The sequence below is a fragment of the Mucilaginibacter sp. genome (assembly GCF_025359345.1).
GTDB lineage: Bacteria > Bacteroidota > Bacteroidia > Sphingobacteriales > Sphingobacteriaceae > Mucilaginibacter.
In genome coordinates, this window is sequence record NZ_JANYGQ010000036.1 from 323,591 (window position 1) to 343,182 (window position 19,592).

Below are 19,592 nucleotides of genomic sequence, written 5' to 3' on the forward strand. Positions count from 1 at the left end.
GCTATCGTTTTTAACTTAACAATAACCCGTTTTAACTTTTGAACAACCATTTATCCATTAGTTACTTAGCCCTGATTTATTCCCCTTTTGTTTGATAAATTATTTTAGCTTTACTACCGAAAATTAAACTATGATGAAAATTTTACGTTCAGTATTGTCGGCATTTTTGGTGTTGGCGGGTTTATTTTGCTATGCTCAAAAACCAGTAATACAATACGGCGGCATTCCATACTATTACTATTACGCCAAAGCACAGATTACACCAGTTGTACCGACTAATACCGGGGGAGCGGTTTCGACCGGAAAGTTTGTCAATTTCAGATCTGCACTCGGAACCCTGGCCGCGGTAACAACCGATCCTACGGGAAATGTTTATTTTACAGAAACCGGAAATAATGCAGTAAAAACGATCCCCTTTATCGGTGGGGCTCCGGATACGTTAGCAATTGGGTTTAACCAGCCCTATGGTGTAGCCGCTGACGCGGCAGGCTATGTTTATGTAGCAGACTATGGTAACCACGCTGTCAAAAGAATTCGGATAGTTGGTGGTACTGTTGTTGACCTGTTGTCGGGAAATATTGCGCCATACGGACTTGCCATAGACAAATGGGGAAACTTGTTTTTTACTGACTGGATAAGCGGCTCGGTAAAGAAAATCCCCGCCGGTGGCGGAGCGGTAACAACGTTAGGGTCTGGCTTTGATTCACCTACAGGTATTGCCCTGGATACAGCCGGCAACGTGTATGTTGCCGACCGGGGACATAACTTAATAAAAAAGATTGACGCCGGGGGCGTTGTTACTACTTTAGGCAGTGGCAACGGTAACCTCAATGGTGTAGCTGTAGATGCTGCAGGAAACGTGTATTTTTCGGACAGTAATAACACAACAATAGTAGAAATACCGAAAAATGGCGGAAGCGTGGTGCCAATTGGCTCCGGTTTTAGCCAACCAACAGGCTTGTATATAAATGAGCATGGCAATATTTATGTGAACGATAGCGGGCACCAGACTATTAAAGAACTACAGGCTACAAATTTTGATATAAACGGCAAAATGCCGGTTGGGCTAAATTTTGATTTCAACACAGGGATCATTAGTGGAACACCGGCCATTAAGACCAATAGAAAAACATATAGCGTCGCAGCAGTTAATGCTTCCGGCAGGTCGTTTACGAACGTTACCATCCAGATTTGGGGTGAGCAGCCTCATATAACTTATAAAACGCCGGATATTTTTACAGTTGGTGACGCTATCATTCCACTTGTGCCGGTTAATACCGGTGGTCCGGTGGATGTAGGATATTCGGTGTTTCCTCTCCTGCCAGATGGTTTGGTTCTTGACTATCATACCGGCGTTATAAGTGGTACGCCTACCACAACCCTTGCCGCAAAAAATTTTAACATAACAGGGACTATCGAAGGCAAAGGCGGTTATACAACAACGATTAACATTAAGGTAATCCCGGCAACCAAACCTGTTTTAAGCTATAATACCCCGCAGATATACAAAGCAGATACTGTTATTACACCGCTGGTGCCAAACAGCAATTTTGTTGCTCCTGCAGGCACAACAAAAGCGGTAACTGTGGCATCGGGATTAAGTAACCTTTCAAATGTGGCGGTTGATAATTCCGGGAATATTTATTTCTCGCAATTACTGACAAATACAGTTAAGAAAATTCCGGCCGGTGGCGGGAGTCCTGTTGTTCTTGCGTCCGGATTTAGCTCGCCTATGGGTGTAGCGGCAGATGCCCAGGGCAACGTTTATGTGGCTGATAACGGGAACAATGCTGTAAAGAAAATACCCGTAGGGGGCGGTGCCGTTGTGTCTGTGGCAACAGGCCTAAATGGTCCATCGGGCCTGGCAGCAGATGCAGCCGGCAATATATATGTCACAAACCTGGGTAATGGGCTGGTACAGAAAATTCCTGCAGGTGGCGGTAGCGCAGTAACTGTAGGGCCGGTGTTTCAGCATCCAACAGGAGTTGCTGTTGACGGCGCAGGAAATATTTATGTGAGCGATAGTGGCAGCAATTTAATACAAAAAATACCCGCAGGAAGCAATACTGCCACCTCGCTCTCCAGCGTCAACAATCCTTCAGGGGTTGCGGTGGATGTTGCCGGTAATGTGTTTTATGCAGAATTGAACCTCGGCAATATAAAAGAACTACCTGTGTCGGGAGGCGCGGCGGTTACCATCGCTTCGGGGTTGAATTCTCCATCAGGCATAGCCATCGATCCTAAACATGTTATATACGTAAATGATTCTAACAACAACGCTGTTAAGGAATTTGTACCGCTGGGCGGCTTTTTTATCGGGTTGCCTTTGCCCGCCGGGCTAAATTTTGATTATGATAGCGGGACGATCAGCGGCACACCGCTAGCCACAACCCCTGCTACAGATTACCCTGTTGTTGCTTATAATAAATATGGGCTTGCATCTGCCATAGTAAACATTAAAACAGTTAATGGCGCCGACCTTTATGATTTGCACCTAAGTGCGGGTGTTTTGACCCCGGTATTTGCAACAACACAAACAAACTATACGGCAATTGTGCCAAATGCCATAGCATCATTACAAATTACGCCTTTCGCCAGTGATGCAAAGGCCACCATAACGGTAAACGGTTTGGCCGTAACATCGGGATCACCTTCACAAACCCTGGCACTGGCCGAAGGCGCAAATGTTATTACTACGGTAGTTACCGCCCAGTACGCCACATCAACAAGAACTTATACGGTAACGGTAACAAGGGCTGCGGGCAATTTATCAACCAATGCTGCTTTAAGCACCTTAAAGCTAAACCCGATAACCACACTTACCGCAGTAAGCGGCCCGGCGTACAAAAATTATACAACTAATGTACCCAACACCGAAACAAGCCTGATGGTTATGCCAACCGCGCAGGATGGCAACGCAACTATTAAAGTAAACGGCGTTACGGTGGTAACAGGTACAGCATCACAGGCCATACCATTAAATGTGGGCAGCAACGTAATTAACGTGATTGTTACTGCACAGGACGGCGTAACCACCAAAAGCTATCTAATTACTGCTACCCGTGCCCTGCCGACTATAGCTACACTGTCAAATTACACCTTAAGTGCGGGCGTACTGTCCCCGGTATTTGCGACTGCTACTACCGATTATACAACCATAGTTCCGTACGCCACCGCAAGCATACAGGTAACCCCAACTGCAACCGACGCGGGCGCTGCGATAACAGTAAATGGCGCGGCGGTAGCCTCAGGCTCGGCTTCTGCAAGCCTGCCACTGGCCGAAGGTGCGAATGCCATAACTACCGTAGTAACGGCGCAGGATGGTACAACTACCAAGACTTACTCTACAACGGTAACGAGAGCGGCAGCCGGATTATCAACCAATGCCTTGCTCACAACCTTGAAAGTAAGCCCGTCGACAGCGCTTACGGCAGTTAGCGGCCCGGGTTATAAAAATTATACAACCAACGTGCCCAATGCCGAGGCAAGCTTAACGGTTACGCCCACTACCCAGGACGGCACCGCAACTATAAAAGTGAACGGCATAACCGTGGCATCAGCTTCGGCTTCGCAGGCAATACCATTAAATGTGGGCAGCAATGTTATTAGCGTAGTAGTAACAGCACAGGACGCCGTAACTACAAAAAGCTATATAATTACTGCTACCCGTGCCCCATCTGGCATTGCAACGCTTTCAAGCCTGACTTTAAGCGCGGGTTCTTTAACACCAGCATTTGCTCCGGGTACAGTAAGTTATACTGCTGACATACCAAACACCGTATCATCTGTAGCGATAACGCCCACCACTACCCAGGCAGCTGCAACTGTAAACGTTAACGGAGTACCGGTTATGTCGGGTTCGGCTTCAGCGAACCTGCCGATGGCTGTAGGGGCAAATATTATTACTGTGGCGGTAACGGCGCAGGACGGCACAACCGTTCAGACTTATACAATAACCGTTACAAGAGGCGTAACTTTGTCGAACAATGCGTTGCTTACAACCTTAAAACTAAGCCCGGTTACCACACTGGCAACTGCCACCGGCCCCGGCTATAAAAATTATACAACGGCGGTACCCAACAGCGAAACCAGCCTGAAGGTGGTCCCAACCGCGCAGGATGCTACCGCTACTATAAAAGTTAATGGCGTGAGTGTTGCCTCGGGCGCAACATCGCAGGCCGTTGCATTGAGCGTGGGCGATAATATCGTCACTACCGTGGTAACGGCGCAGGACGGCGTAACCACCAAAAGCTATATTATTACAGTAACCAGGGCTGCACCAGGTATGGCGGCGCAATATGAACAACCAACAACCGGTTTACCGGCCGACGGTATAACTGTTCGGCAGGGAGTTTCGCCGAACGGCGACGGTAATAATGACGTACTTACCATTGATGGAATAACTAACTACCCGGATAACAATATTTCTATTATGAGCGGCAACGGCGTGCTTGTATTTGAAGCAAAGGGGTATAACAATACTTCTGTAGCGTTTGACGGGCATTCGGGCAAAAACGGCAGACTGCAGCCTGCCGGCACTTATTTTTATAAATTGGATTATAAGGACGGGGCCGAAGCGAAAACTAAAACAGGATTTATTTTGCTGAAGTATTAACCTGCCAAAATTGTAAAATCAGCCGCATAGGTTTTTATACTTGCTGCTGGCTATCACTGATACAACAAAAGCCTTCGGATAAATTTCTGAAGGCTTTTTCTTTGGGCAATATTTAGCCGTTTTATCTCCCGCAAACAATTACACCACAAAGCAGTTATACTACGGTCAACTTTTTAATCCAATCCATTTGACCGCGACAAAACAAAATAATACCGTTAAGGGATTTAACGTCACCCGACTATTGCTGATCCTTGGCCTTGCTGTGCTTTTATGCGGCGAAGGCTATTCCGGCTACCAGCTGCATACCCTTTCAAAGCAGCAGGAACAAATCAAGTCCGACTATTCCGATATAAATAACATCACGCTCGGGCTGTTTTCGGTTACGCAGTGGCAGGATAAAATAACCGGTATTGTAAATCACCAGGTTAAGCACTTTACGCTTACGCCGAAACAGAAAAAGGATCTGCAGGTAGAGGTGCAGCAAATACTACTTGCACTCATTAACAAGGCCGAAGGCCTGCTCAACAAAAAGCCAACCTCGCTGGGCGGAAAGATTAAAAAACTGGCGGTTAAAACCTTTGTTAATACCGACACCATAAAAGCCCAGGTACCCGCTTTCGCAAAAAAGATCATCGCCAAAATTGATAATCCTAAAAACAAAAGCAAGTTGAGCAACCTGGCGATGAGCAAGTTTGACGAGGCAAAGCAAAGCGGCTATTTAGATAGCACGATTACTGCAAATGACTCGGTGAGGAATATTATGTTTAAGAAATACCAGGTCTCCTCGTCCGAAGAACTTAATAAAAAGCTTACCGCATCGCTGAACAGTATCCGGGCGCAAACGTATAATTATTCGTTTGGTATGCTGGGCTGCATTGTGGCGGTGTTGATGCTCTGGTGGATATTCAGGAAACGGGTTGAATTGCACGCGGCACTTTTTATAATGTCGCTGTTATTCGCATTTATCCTGCTGGCGGTAGGCTTAACCGCATCAATGGTAGAGGTAGATGCGCGCGTTAGCTCGCTCGACTTTGTGCTTTTAGGGGAGCACGTAGTTTTTAAAAACCAGGTATTGTTCTTTCAAAGTAAAAGTATTTTGGACGTGGTGGAAGTGCTGATAAAACAGCCGGCTGTTGATTCCATAGGGGTTGGTATTTTGATACTCGCCTTTAGTATCCTGTTCCCGATCATGAAATTAAGCTCTACCGGCATTCACCTGCTAAGCAAAAGGAAGCTGGCCGAAAATAAAGTGATCAAATACTTTGCATTTCAATCGGGCAAATGGAGTATGGCCGATGTTATTGTTATCGCCATATTAATGACTTATATCGGCTTGAATGGCTTATTGGAGCGGCAGCTGGCCAGCCTGAATATTAAGAGTGATGCGTTAACCATCATCACAACAAATAACACGGCGTTGCAGCCCGGCTATATCATTTTTATCAGTTTCGTTTTATTCGGATTGGTGCTTTCTACCATTCTGAAGGCTATTACACCCTACGATTCGCATTAATATTAAATAATCAGTTACAGCATTGACAAGTAACCAGCAAAATACCGCGGCAAGGAAATTCGGATTGCCCCATATCATACTCATTCTCGGGTTAGGTGTCCTGCTTTGCGGTGAGGCTTATTTTGGCTACCGCCTGCAGGCACTTTCCAGCGAACAGGAGCAGATCAAAGAGGATTACAGTACAGTAAACAATATCACGTTCGGTATATTTTCTGTCGACAAGTGGCGCGAAAGAATAGCGGAAGTTATTAATCGGCAGGTAAGTGATTTTCATATGACCCGTGCGCAAAAGAAAGCTTTGCAGGCACAGGTAGAACAACAGCTGCACAGTTTTGTGAATAAGACGGTGGCAGAGATCAATAAGCCCCAAAAATCATTGGGAGGCAAGCTGAAGAAACTGGCATTTAATGCCATGGTGAATGCGGATGATATACAGGCACAGGTACCGGGGTTTTCGAAAACGATAATAGACAAGGTAAGCAGCCCGGCAAGCACCAAACGACTGAAAAATATTGCAACCAGCAAGCTAACCCAGCTTGAAAACCAAACCTATGACAGCACTTACGAGGCAGACTCCGCAGTTACCAAAAGCTTATTCAGCAAATACCACGTTGCCGGTGCCGACGAGTTTAACAAAAATTTAGATACCCGGTTAGCCGCCATCCGTACAGTTACTTACAACTACGCATACGCTATGCTGGGCTGTGTGGTATTTGCACTTGCCCTATGGCTATTAATGCGAAACCAGGTGCACCTGCATACCCCGCTTTTTGTGATGTCGCTATTGTTTGCTTTGATTTTATTGGTGGTGGGTATAACTGCAACTATTATACAGGTAGATGCACGGATACAGACCTTCAATTTTACGCTGATGGGCGAAAAGGTGGCATTTGACAACCAGGTATTGTTTTTCCAAAGTAAAAGCATATTCAGCATAGTTAAAGCATTGGTGAGCCAAACCAAGCCCGACGCTGTATTGGTGGGTATACTTATCCTGTTATTTATTATTGTGCTGCCGATGTTAAGGATGATAGCGAAGGGAATTCATATCGTAAGCCCGAAGAGAATTGCTGAAAACAGGGTGGTGAGATATTTGGCGTTTGAGTCGGGCAAGTGGGATATGGCCGATGTGATGGTGGTGGGTATCCTCATGACCTATATTGGCCTGAACGGCATCATCAAAAGCCAGCTTTCCAATTTAAACATTCATAGCGGCTCGTTGAATGCCATAACGGAAAACAATACATCACTGCAGCCGGGATATATCATATTTGCAGGCTATGTAATTTTTGCGTTGATATTGTCGCGTATTTTAAAACGGATTACGGCGTATGGTGAGGTGTGAAAGTGTCGGTAGCACTTTAGCGATGGAAATAGCTGATTCCGGGCATAGGGTTTGTATGATAAATCAACTAACTTTGTATAAACCATCTTCAAAATGAGTGATAAAGACCTGGCTAAACTTTTTGAGATCGCTAATGCTGCCATCGCGAAGGCCAGAACTATGACCAAAAAAGAAGCTATTTCCTCACTGAACGATGCCGGTATCGTGACCAAAAAAGGTAAATTTAAAAAAGCATATGCTGGTTGGGAAGAAATAACACAAGGCTAACCCACGAGCGAAGAGAGCAAAGGTAAGAAGCGTTGCGTACGTGTTGGCCACTTAGCGGAGAGGATTGGTCGCTGCTCAAAAGCCCATGAGACATACGCGCCGGAAGGGGGTAAATCTATAGTGCGAATTGCCCCTTAGTTATGCAACGCCAGCTGAAAGAAATCTCCTATATTTTGTGCTGGCAGCGTATATTTATCGCTTATTTTTTGATTTCCATAAATCAGATAACGTTTTAATATCGCCGTCGGATATAGCAGCAGAGGGTTCAGGTCGTACACTGCAAACATATTTACGTGGATTACTAAAATAGTTTGTTTCGTCATCTGACGGCAAAAGAACGCCCTGAAATACGCGCGCGCCAACAACTAAATTTATCGGGTTATTGTTGTTATTAGTGAGTTCAATTGAAAGGCAGCCGCAATAACCCGGTTGTACAATTGTCGACACAGTTAAACCTAACCGCGAATAGGAGCTGCGCATATACAGAGTGAGCAGGTGATCTTTTGGCATTTTAACGTATTCTAAACTGCTCGCTAGCACCGTTTGATTCGGATATAAAATAAATGTTTCTCCTAATTGCCGGCGTGACTCTTGGAAAAAGCGTTTAACATCCCGTTGACCCGCACCGGTCGCGTTATTTAACGAAGTGTCTATAAAGGCCTCGCGGCCGTGAACTGATACTAAGAAATTACAGCCGAGTCTGAAATCTATGCCGATGTGTGAAATTTGTGATTTCTCCAGCAATGGTCTAATGATTAGTTTTTGGGTATTCAATAACTCCTTTATTGTTTTACCAGAAGCAAATCCGCTCATGAGACCTTAAGCCCCTCCCAATCTTTAAGTATAAAATAGTTACCGATGGATTTCTCAATTAGGTTGTTGAGCGATTTATAGATCACTTTACTCGGTAGTTCCCCTTCTATTCCGGCATTTGATTTGAATTTTTCTGCTCCATCTAGCCAAATTTTCCAAGCATAGGGAAAAATACCATGCAATTCACCTGAATTCCCTAACTCTAAGGGCAAGAAATTATAAAAATCATCTGAATTAAGTACTTTATAACGTTTGGTCAGATCGCTTTTAGTTATCTCTTGGATGTATTTTTTTATGATTTCAACTAATGGATTGGGTTTACTTTCAAGAAAATCATTCACAATTGCCAATCTATTATTACTGGACGGATGACTTCCGTAGGTGCGGTCAGCACCCTTCGATTCTAAATAATTCAAATAATGGTTAGACGTTTTACCGATATACTGTGCGGCGAATAGATCACAAAAATATTCTCCCAAATGATTTTTGAGACGCTTAATTTTTAACGGATTTTGATGGAAGTCGAAATATTCTTGGATTTTTGTCCATTCGTGTGGCGGGCACTTAATTAATTCTGTGGCCATCCTTTTCGACATACCATAATAAAGATCTATGAAGTGCCCAAGTTCATGATATAGGATAACCGAAGAAAAATAGTCCCGCGCTAGTATTAATGGAAGATTAATTTGTACAAGACGTTTTTCAAATGAAATTCCATATCCTGCGAAAATGGAATCGTATATATAATCCTCATTAGCTAGTTTTTCATCAAAGCTGTAAGCATCAATATCATTATTTAAACTAGTAACAATTATAAAAGTTTCTTCCGGAATCCAGTCATCCATAGCGAGATTTAGACAGGACACTACCTCAAAGGGAATGGTATTCAAAGTGCTATCCATCAAAAATTCCAAACTCTTCGCTATAAAGTTTAATTGTCCCTGGATAACGAAAAGATTATTCTCATTTAGCTCTGCCGGGAGGTTTGATTTTATAGCGTAAAAAAGGCTTGTCAGGTTATTTTGATAATTTTGTTTATCGAGGTCTGAATAGCTATTATTTTGAGCTTTGCTGAGGAATATTTCACATTGCGATAAATGCAGGTCCAGTAGCTGACTATACTCCATTGATCCGACCTTTACAGTTAAGCCGTAACGGCGGCTCTACTGTTATTAATAATTGTCAGGACCATCGGTAAGTTCTGGGTTAGATTATCTGCATAAATTGGCATCAACAGAGTAGAACCCCAATCATATAATCGAAGCTTAATGTTCAACCCAGTACGATCAACGTCTGCTATTTTTGTTTCATCCCGTGCCAAACGGGCTGCTTCCAAAATGATTGGTTTAACAATAGCGATATACGCTTCTTCTCCGTTGATCGCATGATCTAAAAATGAGGTAAAAAAATCAAGCTCAACGTCTTGCTGGTTGTGGGATCTCAACATAAATTGGCTTTAGCGTAAGTGATAGTGACAAATTAATGACATATAAACTTAACTACAATTTTCCACAAAGGTTCAATTTTGCGAATTGTAATTCTTGTTTTCTTATTAACAAAAACTAACAAAACAATTGCAAATGCTTGATTTTTAGAATCTTATAGCATTTTGGCGATTGTTGATAATTTTAATTTGGAACGAATATAAATAAAAAAAGCGCAGGTATCTGCGCTTTTCTATATCGGTGCGAGCAATATTACTTTAGTTCTTGCTCAATCGCTGTTAGTTGATCTAGTAGCAGGAGCGGGTCAATAAGGCCAAACACTTCAGAGATATCCTCACTGTAGGATGCGCTTTTAAAGCGGAAAGCTGGTGCATGAGGCTGTACAAATGAGTTGATTAGTGCAGTAATACGTTCAGGGACTTTTTGCATTAATGTATCGATTTTTCCCATTATTATCCCCATTAACTGTTGCTCTTGGTTTGCCGCTATCTTTTCCATCAAAGCAAATTTATAGTTTTCAATATTTTTTAGGGTTTTATTGACAATGCTAACGCCATCAATACCTTCATTTTCCAACAGTTTTTGTGTGGTTTCTTCATCTTGATCACTTATTTTCAGCAAGGAGTTTAGATATAAATCCTCTATCTTATTTATCTTTTCCATAATTATTGAGTTATGTTTTTTCTTAATTCGGTCAATTTTCTCTCTATTCGTTTAACAGCATTGTATACCTGGTTTATAGGTATATTTAATTCTATGCTGATCTCGCGGGGCGGTAGTTCATTTTTTAAACAATCAAACACCTGGAAGGCTTCGGGATCGCTGCTGAATATTTGCATTACCATTTCTTCGAGTTCCTTTGCTTCTAGCAGGGCCTGGGGGTCGCTGGTCGAATCTTTAGCGGAGTTTTCAATAACCTCATCAATAAATGTGGTGGTTATGACTTCTTTCGATTTTAAAAAATTAGATCGAATGCTATCAATGGCTCCTTTTAGGAAATCATATAAACTAGGGTATTGTTCCACATCCCATATTCTTTCCTCTGTCCAAATCTGCCGGATTGCTTCATCGGCAAAATGATTTGATAGGTTAACTATGTTAAATCGTTCACCTACCTGCGGGAATTTCTTCAATCTGTTTAATGAATAATAATGTAGCTGTTTGATCAGCTTTTCCCAGTTTTCCGCTTTCAACCGATCCAGCAACTCCTGGGTTGAAAGCGTTTTTTTATTTTTTATCAGCTCCATATACAATAACTGCTGTAAACTTCGAGTTTTTTGCCGCGCTATTAAAAAAAAGTTTTGCCGCAAGGGATGGCAAAAAAATCATTTTCATCAGCATCTATTATCAGAAGGCCGACAAAGGCTTTATCACTTAGTAAATTAAAGAATCATGGAAAATAACATTTTTGAACTGACCATTAACGGCAAACTGTTTAAATCAGCAAAACAATTGATAAACGGTGAAGAATTACTCACGTTATTAGGCCTTCATAACTCTGCCGATTATGAAGTGCTGATGAAATTAACTGACCGCGAGTTTGAACCTATTGAGCTAAAAGAGGAAGTTGATTTGAAGAAACCTAGTGTAGAGGCATTCCTAGTAAAGCCTTACCGGTCTATTAGCATTGAGGTCGACGATGAAAAATACCCGGTGACCGAATTGTTAATGACACCTAAAGAAATCATGGTGCTGGCAGGCCTCGATCCGCAAAAGCATTATTTAAAGCAGATCATCGGCCATACGGACATTACATATAAAAACGATCCCGACCACATTATAGGTATCGTTGACTGTATGAAATTCAGCAGCTGTAAAATAACCAGTACTACCGTATCGTAATTAGCAATGGGAACACCTGAAATCGTAAGACAGCTTGAGGAGCTGGGTTACCAAACAACCGTTTATCCAGAAAACCCGAATTATCCGGGGGGATTTGTATCCTTTAAATATACTGTCCCCCATGGAAGGTTTATAGGTCAGGAGATTGAGGTGGCGTTAAACGCGCCTCAGTTTCCTCTTGTTCCACCATCAGGGCCCTATATCAGCCCGCAGTTATTGCCAATCAAGACGTTTGGGCCTTTGCCGCCATTCGACGGTATACATGCGCGCATGGTGCCGAATGACAACTTTCAATATTGGAGCAGGCCTTTCCATGGCTGGAATGAATCGGAAAAGACTGTAAAAGAATACATCTGTTTTTTAAGAACATTATTTGACTTCTGATGAAATATAGTATAGTAATAAGCGAGGCCGCACAGCGGCAACTAAAAGGGCATCTTGTAAGAGATGATGGACAGGAAGATTTATGTTTTGCATTCTATAAACTGTCAAGCGGGCTGCAACGCTGTTCGGCTTTAATTACCGAAATAGTGTTGCCTTTAAAAGGTGACAGAAACGTTCACGGTAATGTGAGCTTTAACGCAGCATTTTTTGATCGTGTTGGTTCTTTGGCCTTAAAAAAAGGTTGCGGCGTTTGCTTTATGCATAGTCATCCTTCCAGCGGCTGGCAGTTTATGAGCAACGACGATATCAAAGCTGAAGAAATGCTTGCCCCTCGGGTAAAATCAATTACCGGTATGCCTTTAGTTGGCATGACCATTGGTACCGACGAAGCCTGGAGCGGAAGATTTTGGATAAAAGAAGCCCCGAGGCAATACGTACGACATTTTTGTGAATCCGTTAGGGTAATCGGTAGGGGATTAAAACTCACCTTTTATGACAAATTACTTCCGTTACCAATATTTGACGAGGCTTTTCTAAGAACAGTATCCGCCTGGGGGGATCAGAAACAAGCTGATATTTCAAGACTGAAAATTGGTATTATAGGCTGTGGTAGTGTAGGCTCTATAATTGCGGAAGCTTTACTAAAAACCGGGATACAAAACATAATGTTATTGGATTTTGATACAGTTGAAGCTAAAAATCTGGATCGGCTTCAAGGCATCGGCCCAGATTCCGTTGGAAAGTCGAAGGTGTTTGAAATTCAAAATCGCCTGGATCGTATTAAGGTAGGAAAAGATGTGCAAATAACAGCTGTTCCTTATAGCTTAATTGAAGAAAAAGGCTTTAAAAGTGCTTTGGATTGTGATGTGCTTTTCTCCTGTGTGGATAGGCCGTGGCCGCGGTTCTTGTTGAATTTCATAGCTTACGCGCACATGATACCTGTAATAGACGGCGGTATCGATACAAACCCCAACAAACGGATTACAAATCTTGACCAGGCCCGGTGGAAGGTACATACCGTAGGCCCTGAAAGAAGTTGTTTATGCTGTCTCGGGCAATTTACCCCGGAAGATGTGGCGTTGGAGCAATCTGGTTTGTTAGAAGATCCGACGTATATTAAATCGTTGCCTAAAGACCACTTTGTAAATCGCGGGGAAAATGTATTTGTATTCAGCCTGGGTTTGGCGGGTATGGAAATGCAACAGCTACTATCGCTTTGTTTACAGCCGCGGGGACAATACTATGGTCCAAAGGAGTTTAATTTTAATTCAGGTACCATAGATAGCGACTTTGATTTTCATTGTAAAAAAAATTGTGAATATCAAAAGATGGCGGGACTGGGGGATTCAGCTACGGTGGGTTTGACAGGTCGGCATTCGGTCGCAGAAAAACATCGCCATAAATATATGATGGTTGAAAGGGGTGTTGCCAAATTAAGCTTGTTCAATCGGGTTAAAAACTTGTTCAGACAAATAAATTATTACGCAAAAAGGCTGCAGAAATAACATACCCTTCTGGTACAACGCGGCCAATGCCATAAAGGTGGAATTCTCGTAACGCCATCCAGAAGACTCCTTTGGAGCCGACTGATAGCCCGCATTGTTAACGAAGCTGGCTATTTTTGTGAATACAAATCTTGTAGTTTTTGAAGTAAATGGTTGTTGAAAATTTGTCTTCCGTAGTGCTCAGGTGTTCCATTTACAAAAGTGGGATGTCTTTCTGATGCGCGTAAAGTTAAATCATTGATAATCAAAATTTTTCAAAGCGTTCCACGTGTAAAAATGGAACGCTTTGCGGGAAATCGGGGCATTGTCTTCCCTAAAATTCAGCAATATTTTGCTCCATACTCCCGCAATTGTTTTTAACGTAGCCGCTGCGCGTCTCCGCTCACACCCCGGCGACAGGCAACAAAGCGACTAATAATCACCAACCAATAATTCACGTTTATAATACAAGTATTACCTTGAATAAAACACTCGCCTTATTTCCCCCTCCAATTCAATTTTTTTATTGTATTTTTCACACTTAAAAAACTTATCTTAACCTGTTCATAATTCCACTTACCAATTCTAATAAAACTTAATATGAGAAGCATAAAGCTTAAGGCAAAACTGTTGAGTCCCTTTATTATTTTGCTCTTTTCGTGTTCACAATTGATGGCCCAGATCAGCGGTAACAAACTGTTGTATGGTGTGGCTTATTATGATGAATACATGCCGTATCACCGCCTGGAAACGGATGTGAAAATGATGAAAGCCGCGGGAATAAACGTGGTGCGTATAGCCGAATCGACCTGGAGTACGGAAGAACCGCAGGAAGGCGTTTATGATTTCAGCCATATTGATAGTGTTTTAAATGCCATGGGTAAAGCCGGCATCCATGTGATCCTGGGCACGCCTACCTATGCCGTGCCAACATGGCTGGTAAAAAAATACCCTGATATTTTAGCGACTACGCCGAGAGGGCAAAATCAGTACGGTGCGCGGCAGAATATGGACATCACCAATGTGCATTTCCGCGCCTATGCCGAAAACATCATCCGGAAAATAATGGAGCACGTGAAGGACAGCCCGGCAATAATAGGCTACCAGGTGGACAATGAAACAAAGCCTTATGGCACCAGCGGCCCGAATGTTCAGCTCCTTTTCCAGCAATACATGAAGGATAAATTCAAGTCGCTGGATACGATCAATAAAGCATTTGGCCTCGACTACTGGAGCAACCGCATCAACAACTGGGACGATTTCCCTTCGGTTAGTGGCAGTATCAATGCGAGTTTATCGTCCGAGTTTGCAAAATTTCAACGCAAGCTGGTAACAGATTACCTGGCATGGCAGGCAGCAATTGTGCGGGAGTATAAACACCCCAACCAATTTATTACCCATAATTTTGATTTCGACTGGCATGGCTATTCATACGGCATACAAACGGAAGTGGACCATTTTGCGGCTGCTAAGGCCCTGGATATTGCGGGTGTCGACATCTATCACCCAAGCCAGGACCATTTGACGGGCCTTGAAATTTCTTTTGGGGGCGATGTTGGCCGGTCGATGAAAAACGGGCAGAATTACCTGGTGATGGAAACCGAGGCACAGGGTTTTCCGCAGTGGCTGCCTTACCCGGGGCAGTTGCGCCTGCAGGCGTTCAGCCACCTGGCTTCGGGGGCCAATATGGTTTCTTACTGGCATTGGCATTCCATCCACAACTCTGCCGAAACCTACTGGAAAGGCTTGCTCAGTCACGATTTTCAGCCAAATCCTACCTATGAGGAAGCTAAAACCATCGGTGCCGATTTCGACAGGTTAAGTCCGCATTTGATCAATCTTCAGAAAAAAAACGAGGTGGCCGTGTTGTTCAGCAACGAGGCGCTCACCGCTTTTAACGCGTTTTCATTCGGACCGGGGCCCCGCGAAGGCTACAACGATATTTTAAGGCCCCTTTATGATGCCTTGTACCATATCAATGTGGGGGTTGATTTTATCGACCCCACGAGTGCCAATCTTGAAAAATATAAATTGATTATTGTGCCGGTGCTGTATGCCGCGCCCGACAGCCTGTTAAAACGGCTAAACCTGTTTGTAAAAAACGGCGGCCATATAGTTTACACGTTCAAAAGCGGCTTCTCCGACCAAAATGTAAAAGTGAGGAGCACCATACAACCGGGAATAATCGACGAAGCGTGCGGCATTGAGTACAGCCAGTTTACGGCGCCTGAAAATGTATCCTTAAAAGACGATCCTTTTCATGTTGGCAAGGATAAAAATACGGTAAGCAGGTGGATGGAGTTAATAACACCTACAACAGCAAAAGTACTGGCCTACTATGACCACCCGGTATGGGGAAAATATGCAGCCATAACACAGAACAGCTATGGCAAAGGCCAGGCAACCTACATAGGCTGTATGACTTCGGACGCTGTAAATGAAAAAATAATGGAAAATGTCACAAGGTCGGCCGGGCTGTGGGGCGCCGACCAGGAATTGAAATTTCCGTTGGTGGTAAAATCCGGCATCAACCAGCAGGGAAAAGTAATCCGCTATTATTTTAACTACGCGCCAACACCTGCAACCTTTATTTATCCGCATAAAAATGGCACCGAGTTGTTGAAAAACGTACCCGTAGTTTCGCAGCGTAGCATTGAATTGCCTGCATGGGGCGTAAAAATCATAGAGGAAAATTAGAAACATGTAATGCCCGGCAAACACGGGTTTTTATGAAAAGTGCTGACACTAATTTGTCAGTACTTTTCGCATTTTTCAGGGTAGCAAACAAGGCAAAAAGTGCATTTATGAGGTAGAAACAGGCTTTTTGCGCATTGGGCCGGGCTTTTTGCTGTTCCACCCTGTTCCTTGTGTTTCAGTGTGCACAGGAACACAAAACTATACTAAAATACTGGCATAGGTTTTCTTCTAATTGCCAACAAATAATCTTTTATTTGTATCAACATAACACCCCCAATGATAAAAAACTTCCTATGCGCTGTGCTTGCCCTTTCCGCCAGCCTGGCCTATGCCCAAAAGGCAAATACAATTGATAACTACTACCCGCTGCTAAGAAAAACCTTTATTGAAGCCAACGCCTTTAAAACCGTAGCCTTTGTTGAAAAACGCTGGCGGGTGCCGGGCAATTCGGGCTTTAACGAGAGCATTTATGAGGTGGAGAAAATACTGCAGGCAGCCGGCTATAAAAAAGAGGTAAAAGGCGAAGCGGATGGCCCGTTAACTTATCGCCTGGAAACCCGCGAGCTGCGTCAGCCAACCTGGGAGCCGGTAAACGCCACTGTGACCATTGAGGGCGAGCAACAGCCACTATTAAAATTCGCCACGAACCGTAATATGCTGGCCATGTACTCGGGAAGCACGCCTGCGGGCGGTATAACCGCCGAAATTATTTATTTAGACAGGGCCTCCCTTAAAACCGCCGACCCGGAAAAGGTAAAAGGCAAGATCATTTTTACTGAAGGATCGATAGGCCAGGCTTACCAGGCTGCTATAAAAAATGGCGCATTAGGGGCTATGGCCTACAGCATGCCGGCCTATACCCAGCCCGAAAAAAATGTGAATTCCATCCAGTTTACTGGCGTGGGTAACCAGGATACCCTGAGCCATAATTTCGGGATATTGCTTTCGTACCAGGCAAAAGAGCGGCTGAAGGCCGCGTTGCAAAAAGGCCCGGTTAAAGTGCATGTGGAAACGGAATCGAAAATGTACACCTCGAAGGAATTGACGCTGCTGGCCAATGCGCGCGGCACGGTAAAGCCCGACGAGCGCTTTGTATTCAGCGCCCATGTGCAGGAGCCCGGCGCTAACGATAACGCTACCGGTGTAGGCACATTAGGAGAAATGGCCCGTATAACAGCGGAGCTTATCAAACAGAAAAAATTTGAGCCGGCACGCACCATCACTTTTTTATGGGGAGTGGAGATCAGTTCGACCGCGAGGTATATTAAGGAAAATTCGGAACGGGCCAAAGGCATAAAATGGGGCATGAGTCTCGACATGGTGGGTGAGTATGTAACCAAAACAGGCGGCACTTTCCTGATAGAAAAAATGCCCGACCCGTCGGCCATCTGGACACGCGGCGCCGATAAACACACCGAATGGGGCGGCAGCGTATTAACAGAAAAAGATATGTTCCCCCATTATTTTAACGACGTGGTGCTAAACCGCTGCAAGCAGCAGGGAAAAGACAACGGCTGGGTAGTAAAAAGCAACCCCTTTGAAGGCGGCAGCGACCACACGCCATTTTTGGAAGCCAAAATACCCGGCTTGCTGATGTGGCATTTTACCGATGTGTTTTACCACACCGATGCCGATCGGCTGGATATGGTGTCGCCGCAGGAAATGAAGAACTCGGGCGTAAGCGCATTGGCCACGGCCTATACCTTAACCGCCGCTAACCAGGCCATAACCCTGTCATTAATTGCCGAACTCGAAAAAAATGCGACCGACCGCTTGCAAGCTGAATATGAGCTGGGTTTGCAGGCCATAAAAGCCGGTTCGCCCGCCGCCGCCGAAAAACATAAAATTGACGTATGGACAAAATGGTATACCGACGCCATCGGAAAAATGACCGATATTAATGTAGATGGCGTTACGGAGCCGATAAGCAGTCGTATAGCTGAGGCTCAGCAAAAGATAAACGGATTGAATTTGAAATTGGATGAGGGACTGAAGTAGCGGTGATTTAATTAATTTTGGCGGGTAGAGGGGACTTGACATTGCGCCCGTTGGGTCGGGGTATTTTACCTACATCCGCAACATTCGTCGTGGCCTGAAGGCTATTTTCGCGATGATAGCGGGGCCGCTATTTCCTTTAGGGCGCTTACCCACAGTGGGCCGGTCAATCCGTGATGATCTTTTAATAATTAATATTTGCGTTCTTTCATAAAAAAACAAAAAGCCTTCAGATATAAATCTAAAGGCTTTTTGGTACAACCGTGGACTATCTCATTTCGATTCTGTCAGCAAAATGGCTGCTAATTTATCGGGCATAGATATGAATGGGGTATGGCTGCTTGGCAACGAATATTCCTTGCTAACATTACCATTGTTTTTTACCATTGTTTTTTGGAGTGTAAGGCTAACCGCATGGTCATCGGCAGTGTGGATATAAGCTTTCTTTACTCTGCCAAATTTTCCATCGGTTAAGGTAACGGGCGTCGCCAGAGGTGCTAACGGTTCTGGTTTAATGTTGTTAGCAATGTACTCACCAACCTGTGCAGGTGCATCAGCGGCAAATACATCTATTACGCCATCTTTTGCAATATTTGCTGAACCGTTGGCCTGGTCAATTTGCAAATATTTACCAACGTGACTATCGGGGTCTTGTTTTGCAAGGGATAACAAACTTTCGCCGTTTTGTGGCAAATACGCAGCCAGGTAAACCAATTCTTTAATTTGGCCCGGTATTTCTTCTGCAACCTGGCTGATAACCAAACCTGCCATGCTATGGCCTACTAAAATTACGTTTTTCCTGTCGCCGATAGCGTTCTTTACTGCATCCACATAGGATTGTAAGCTGATGCTTGCGAATGAAGTTCCATCACTTCCGTGACCCGGCAGGTTAACGGCGATTACTTCGTGCCCTTGTGCTTTCAATAACGGCACAACCGCCTGCCAGGCAGTTGCATCAGCCCAGGCGCCGTGAACAAGTACGATTGTTGATGAATTTTTGTTGTTTGATTTTTGGGCTTGAGTAGTAAAACCTAAAACGCTCATTGCCATAAATAATATTGCTGTTTTCATTTTGTTTAATGCCTAATTGTTTAGGACAGCACAAACATCGGAGTATGCCGGCGGGATAATTTTAACCCAGGTTAAAATCGAAATGCGGAATAAAAATATTGCACAACAAAAAATGATATCG

Annotated in this window: 15 protein-coding genes; 9 read left to right on the forward strand and 6 right to left on the reverse strand. The window is 43.9% G+C overall.

What is annotated here, in order from left to right:
- The first annotated feature begins 130 nt into the window (after positions 1-130).
- The 4 genes from Q0R52_RS26935 to Q0R52_RS26950 all read left to right on the forward strand — a co-directional run bounded on the left by Q0R52_RS26935 (position 131) and on the right by Q0R52_RS26950 (position 7,740).
- Positions 131-4,615 carry a cadherin-like beta sandwich domain-containing protein gene (locus Q0R52_RS26935; RefSeq protein ID WP_295801210.1) on the forward strand — a complete coding sequence of 1,495 codons (4,485 nt, stop codon included), beginning with the start codon at positions 131-133 and terminating at the stop codon, positions 4,613-4,615.
- A 187-nt stretch (positions 4,616-4,802) separates the two neighbouring features.
- Positions 4,803-6,128 carry a paraquat-inducible protein A gene (locus Q0R52_RS26940; protein WP_295801213.1) on the forward strand — a complete coding sequence of 442 codons (1,326 nt, stop codon included), beginning with the start codon at positions 4,803-4,805 and terminating at the stop codon, positions 6,126-6,128.
- A gap of 22 nt (positions 6,129-6,150) precedes the next feature.
- Positions 6,151-7,473: a paraquat-inducible protein A gene (locus tag Q0R52_RS26945; protein ID WP_295801216.1), complete on the forward strand. Its 1,323-nt coding sequence runs from the start codon at positions 6,151-6,153 to the stop codon at positions 7,471-7,473.
- A 93-nt stretch (positions 7,474-7,566) separates the two neighbouring features.
- The gene (locus Q0R52_RS26950; protein ID WP_295801219.1) at positions 7,567-7,740 is read left to right on the forward strand and encodes a hypothetical protein; all 174 of its coding nucleotides are present in this window, start codon (positions 7,567-7,569) and stop codon (positions 7,738-7,740) included.
- Between the two features lie 192 nt (positions 7,741-7,932).
- On the opposite strand, the gene dcd is transcribed toward Q0R52_RS26950, so the two are convergent.
- From dcd to Q0R52_RS26975, 5 genes are all read right to left on the reverse strand, one after another.
- Positions 7,933-8,553 (reverse strand): dCTP deaminase, encoded by a 621-nt coding sequence (gene dcd, locus Q0R52_RS26955; protein ID WP_295801222.1) that lies wholly within the window; start codon positions 8,551-8,553, stop codon positions 7,933-7,935.
- Positions 8,550-9,680 (reverse strand): hypothetical protein, encoded by a 1,131-nt coding sequence (locus Q0R52_RS26960; protein WP_295801225.1) that lies wholly within the window; start codon positions 9,678-9,680, stop codon positions 8,550-8,552. The genes dcd and Q0R52_RS26960 overlap by 4 nt, the downstream gene beginning before the upstream one ends.
- 17 nt (positions 9,681-9,697) lie before the next feature.
- The gene (locus tag Q0R52_RS26965; protein WP_295801228.1) at positions 9,698-10,000 is read right to left on the reverse strand and encodes a hypothetical protein; all 303 of its coding nucleotides are present in this window, start codon (positions 9,998-10,000) and stop codon (positions 9,698-9,700) included.
- Between the two features lie 250 nt (positions 10,001-10,250).
- Entirely contained in the window at positions 10,251-10,661 is a 411-nt protein-coding gene (locus Q0R52_RS26970) for a hypothetical protein (protein WP_295801232.1), read from the reverse strand.
- A gap of 2 nt (positions 10,662-10,663) precedes the next feature.
- Positions 10,664-11,245 carry a hypothetical protein gene (locus Q0R52_RS26975; protein WP_295801235.1) on the reverse strand — a complete coding sequence of 194 codons (582 nt, stop codon included), beginning with the start codon at positions 11,243-11,245 and terminating at the stop codon, positions 10,664-10,666.
- Between the two features lie 145 nt (positions 11,246-11,390).
- On the opposite strand from Q0R52_RS26975, the gene Q0R52_RS26980 reads away from it, so the two are divergent.
- The 5 genes from Q0R52_RS26980 (at position 11,391) to Q0R52_RS27000 (ending at position 18,403) form a co-directional block, all read left to right on the forward strand.
- On the forward strand, positions 11,391-11,840 hold the full coding sequence (locus tag Q0R52_RS26980; protein WP_295801237.1) for a multiubiquitin domain-containing protein: 450 nt from the start codon (positions 11,391-11,393) through the stop codon (positions 11,838-11,840).
- Positions 11,841-11,846: 6 nt separating this feature from the next.
- Positions 11,847-12,224 carry a hypothetical protein gene (locus Q0R52_RS26985; RefSeq protein WP_295801240.1) on the forward strand — a complete coding sequence of 126 codons (378 nt, stop codon included), beginning with the start codon at positions 11,847-11,849 and terminating at the stop codon, positions 12,222-12,224.
- Complete coding sequence (locus tag Q0R52_RS26990) at positions 12,224-13,729, forward strand: ThiF family adenylyltransferase (RefSeq protein ID WP_295801243.1); 1,506 nt, start codon at positions 12,224-12,226, stop codon at positions 13,727-13,729. Before Q0R52_RS26985 ends, Q0R52_RS26990 begins: the two co-directional genes overlap by 1 nt.
- A 579-nt stretch (positions 13,730-14,308) precedes the next feature.
- Positions 14,309-16,405, forward strand: a complete 2,097-nt coding sequence (locus Q0R52_RS26995; RefSeq protein ID WP_295801246.1) for a beta-galactosidase — start codon at positions 14,309-14,311, stop codon at positions 16,403-16,405.
- A 276-nt stretch (positions 16,406-16,681) separates the two neighbouring features.
- Positions 16,682-18,403 carry a M28 family peptidase gene (locus Q0R52_RS27000; RefSeq protein WP_295801248.1) on the forward strand — a complete coding sequence of 574 codons (1,722 nt, stop codon included), beginning with the start codon at positions 16,682-16,684 and terminating at the stop codon, positions 18,401-18,403.
- 270 nt (positions 18,404-18,673) lie between these two features.
- On the opposite strand, the gene Q0R52_RS27005 is transcribed toward Q0R52_RS27000, so the two are convergent.
- Positions 18,674-19,471, reverse strand: coding sequence for an alpha/beta hydrolase (locus Q0R52_RS27005; RefSeq protein ID WP_295801251.1), 798 nt, complete (start codon positions 19,469-19,471; stop codon positions 18,674-18,676).
- Between the last annotated feature and the right edge of the window lie 121 nt (positions 19,472-19,592).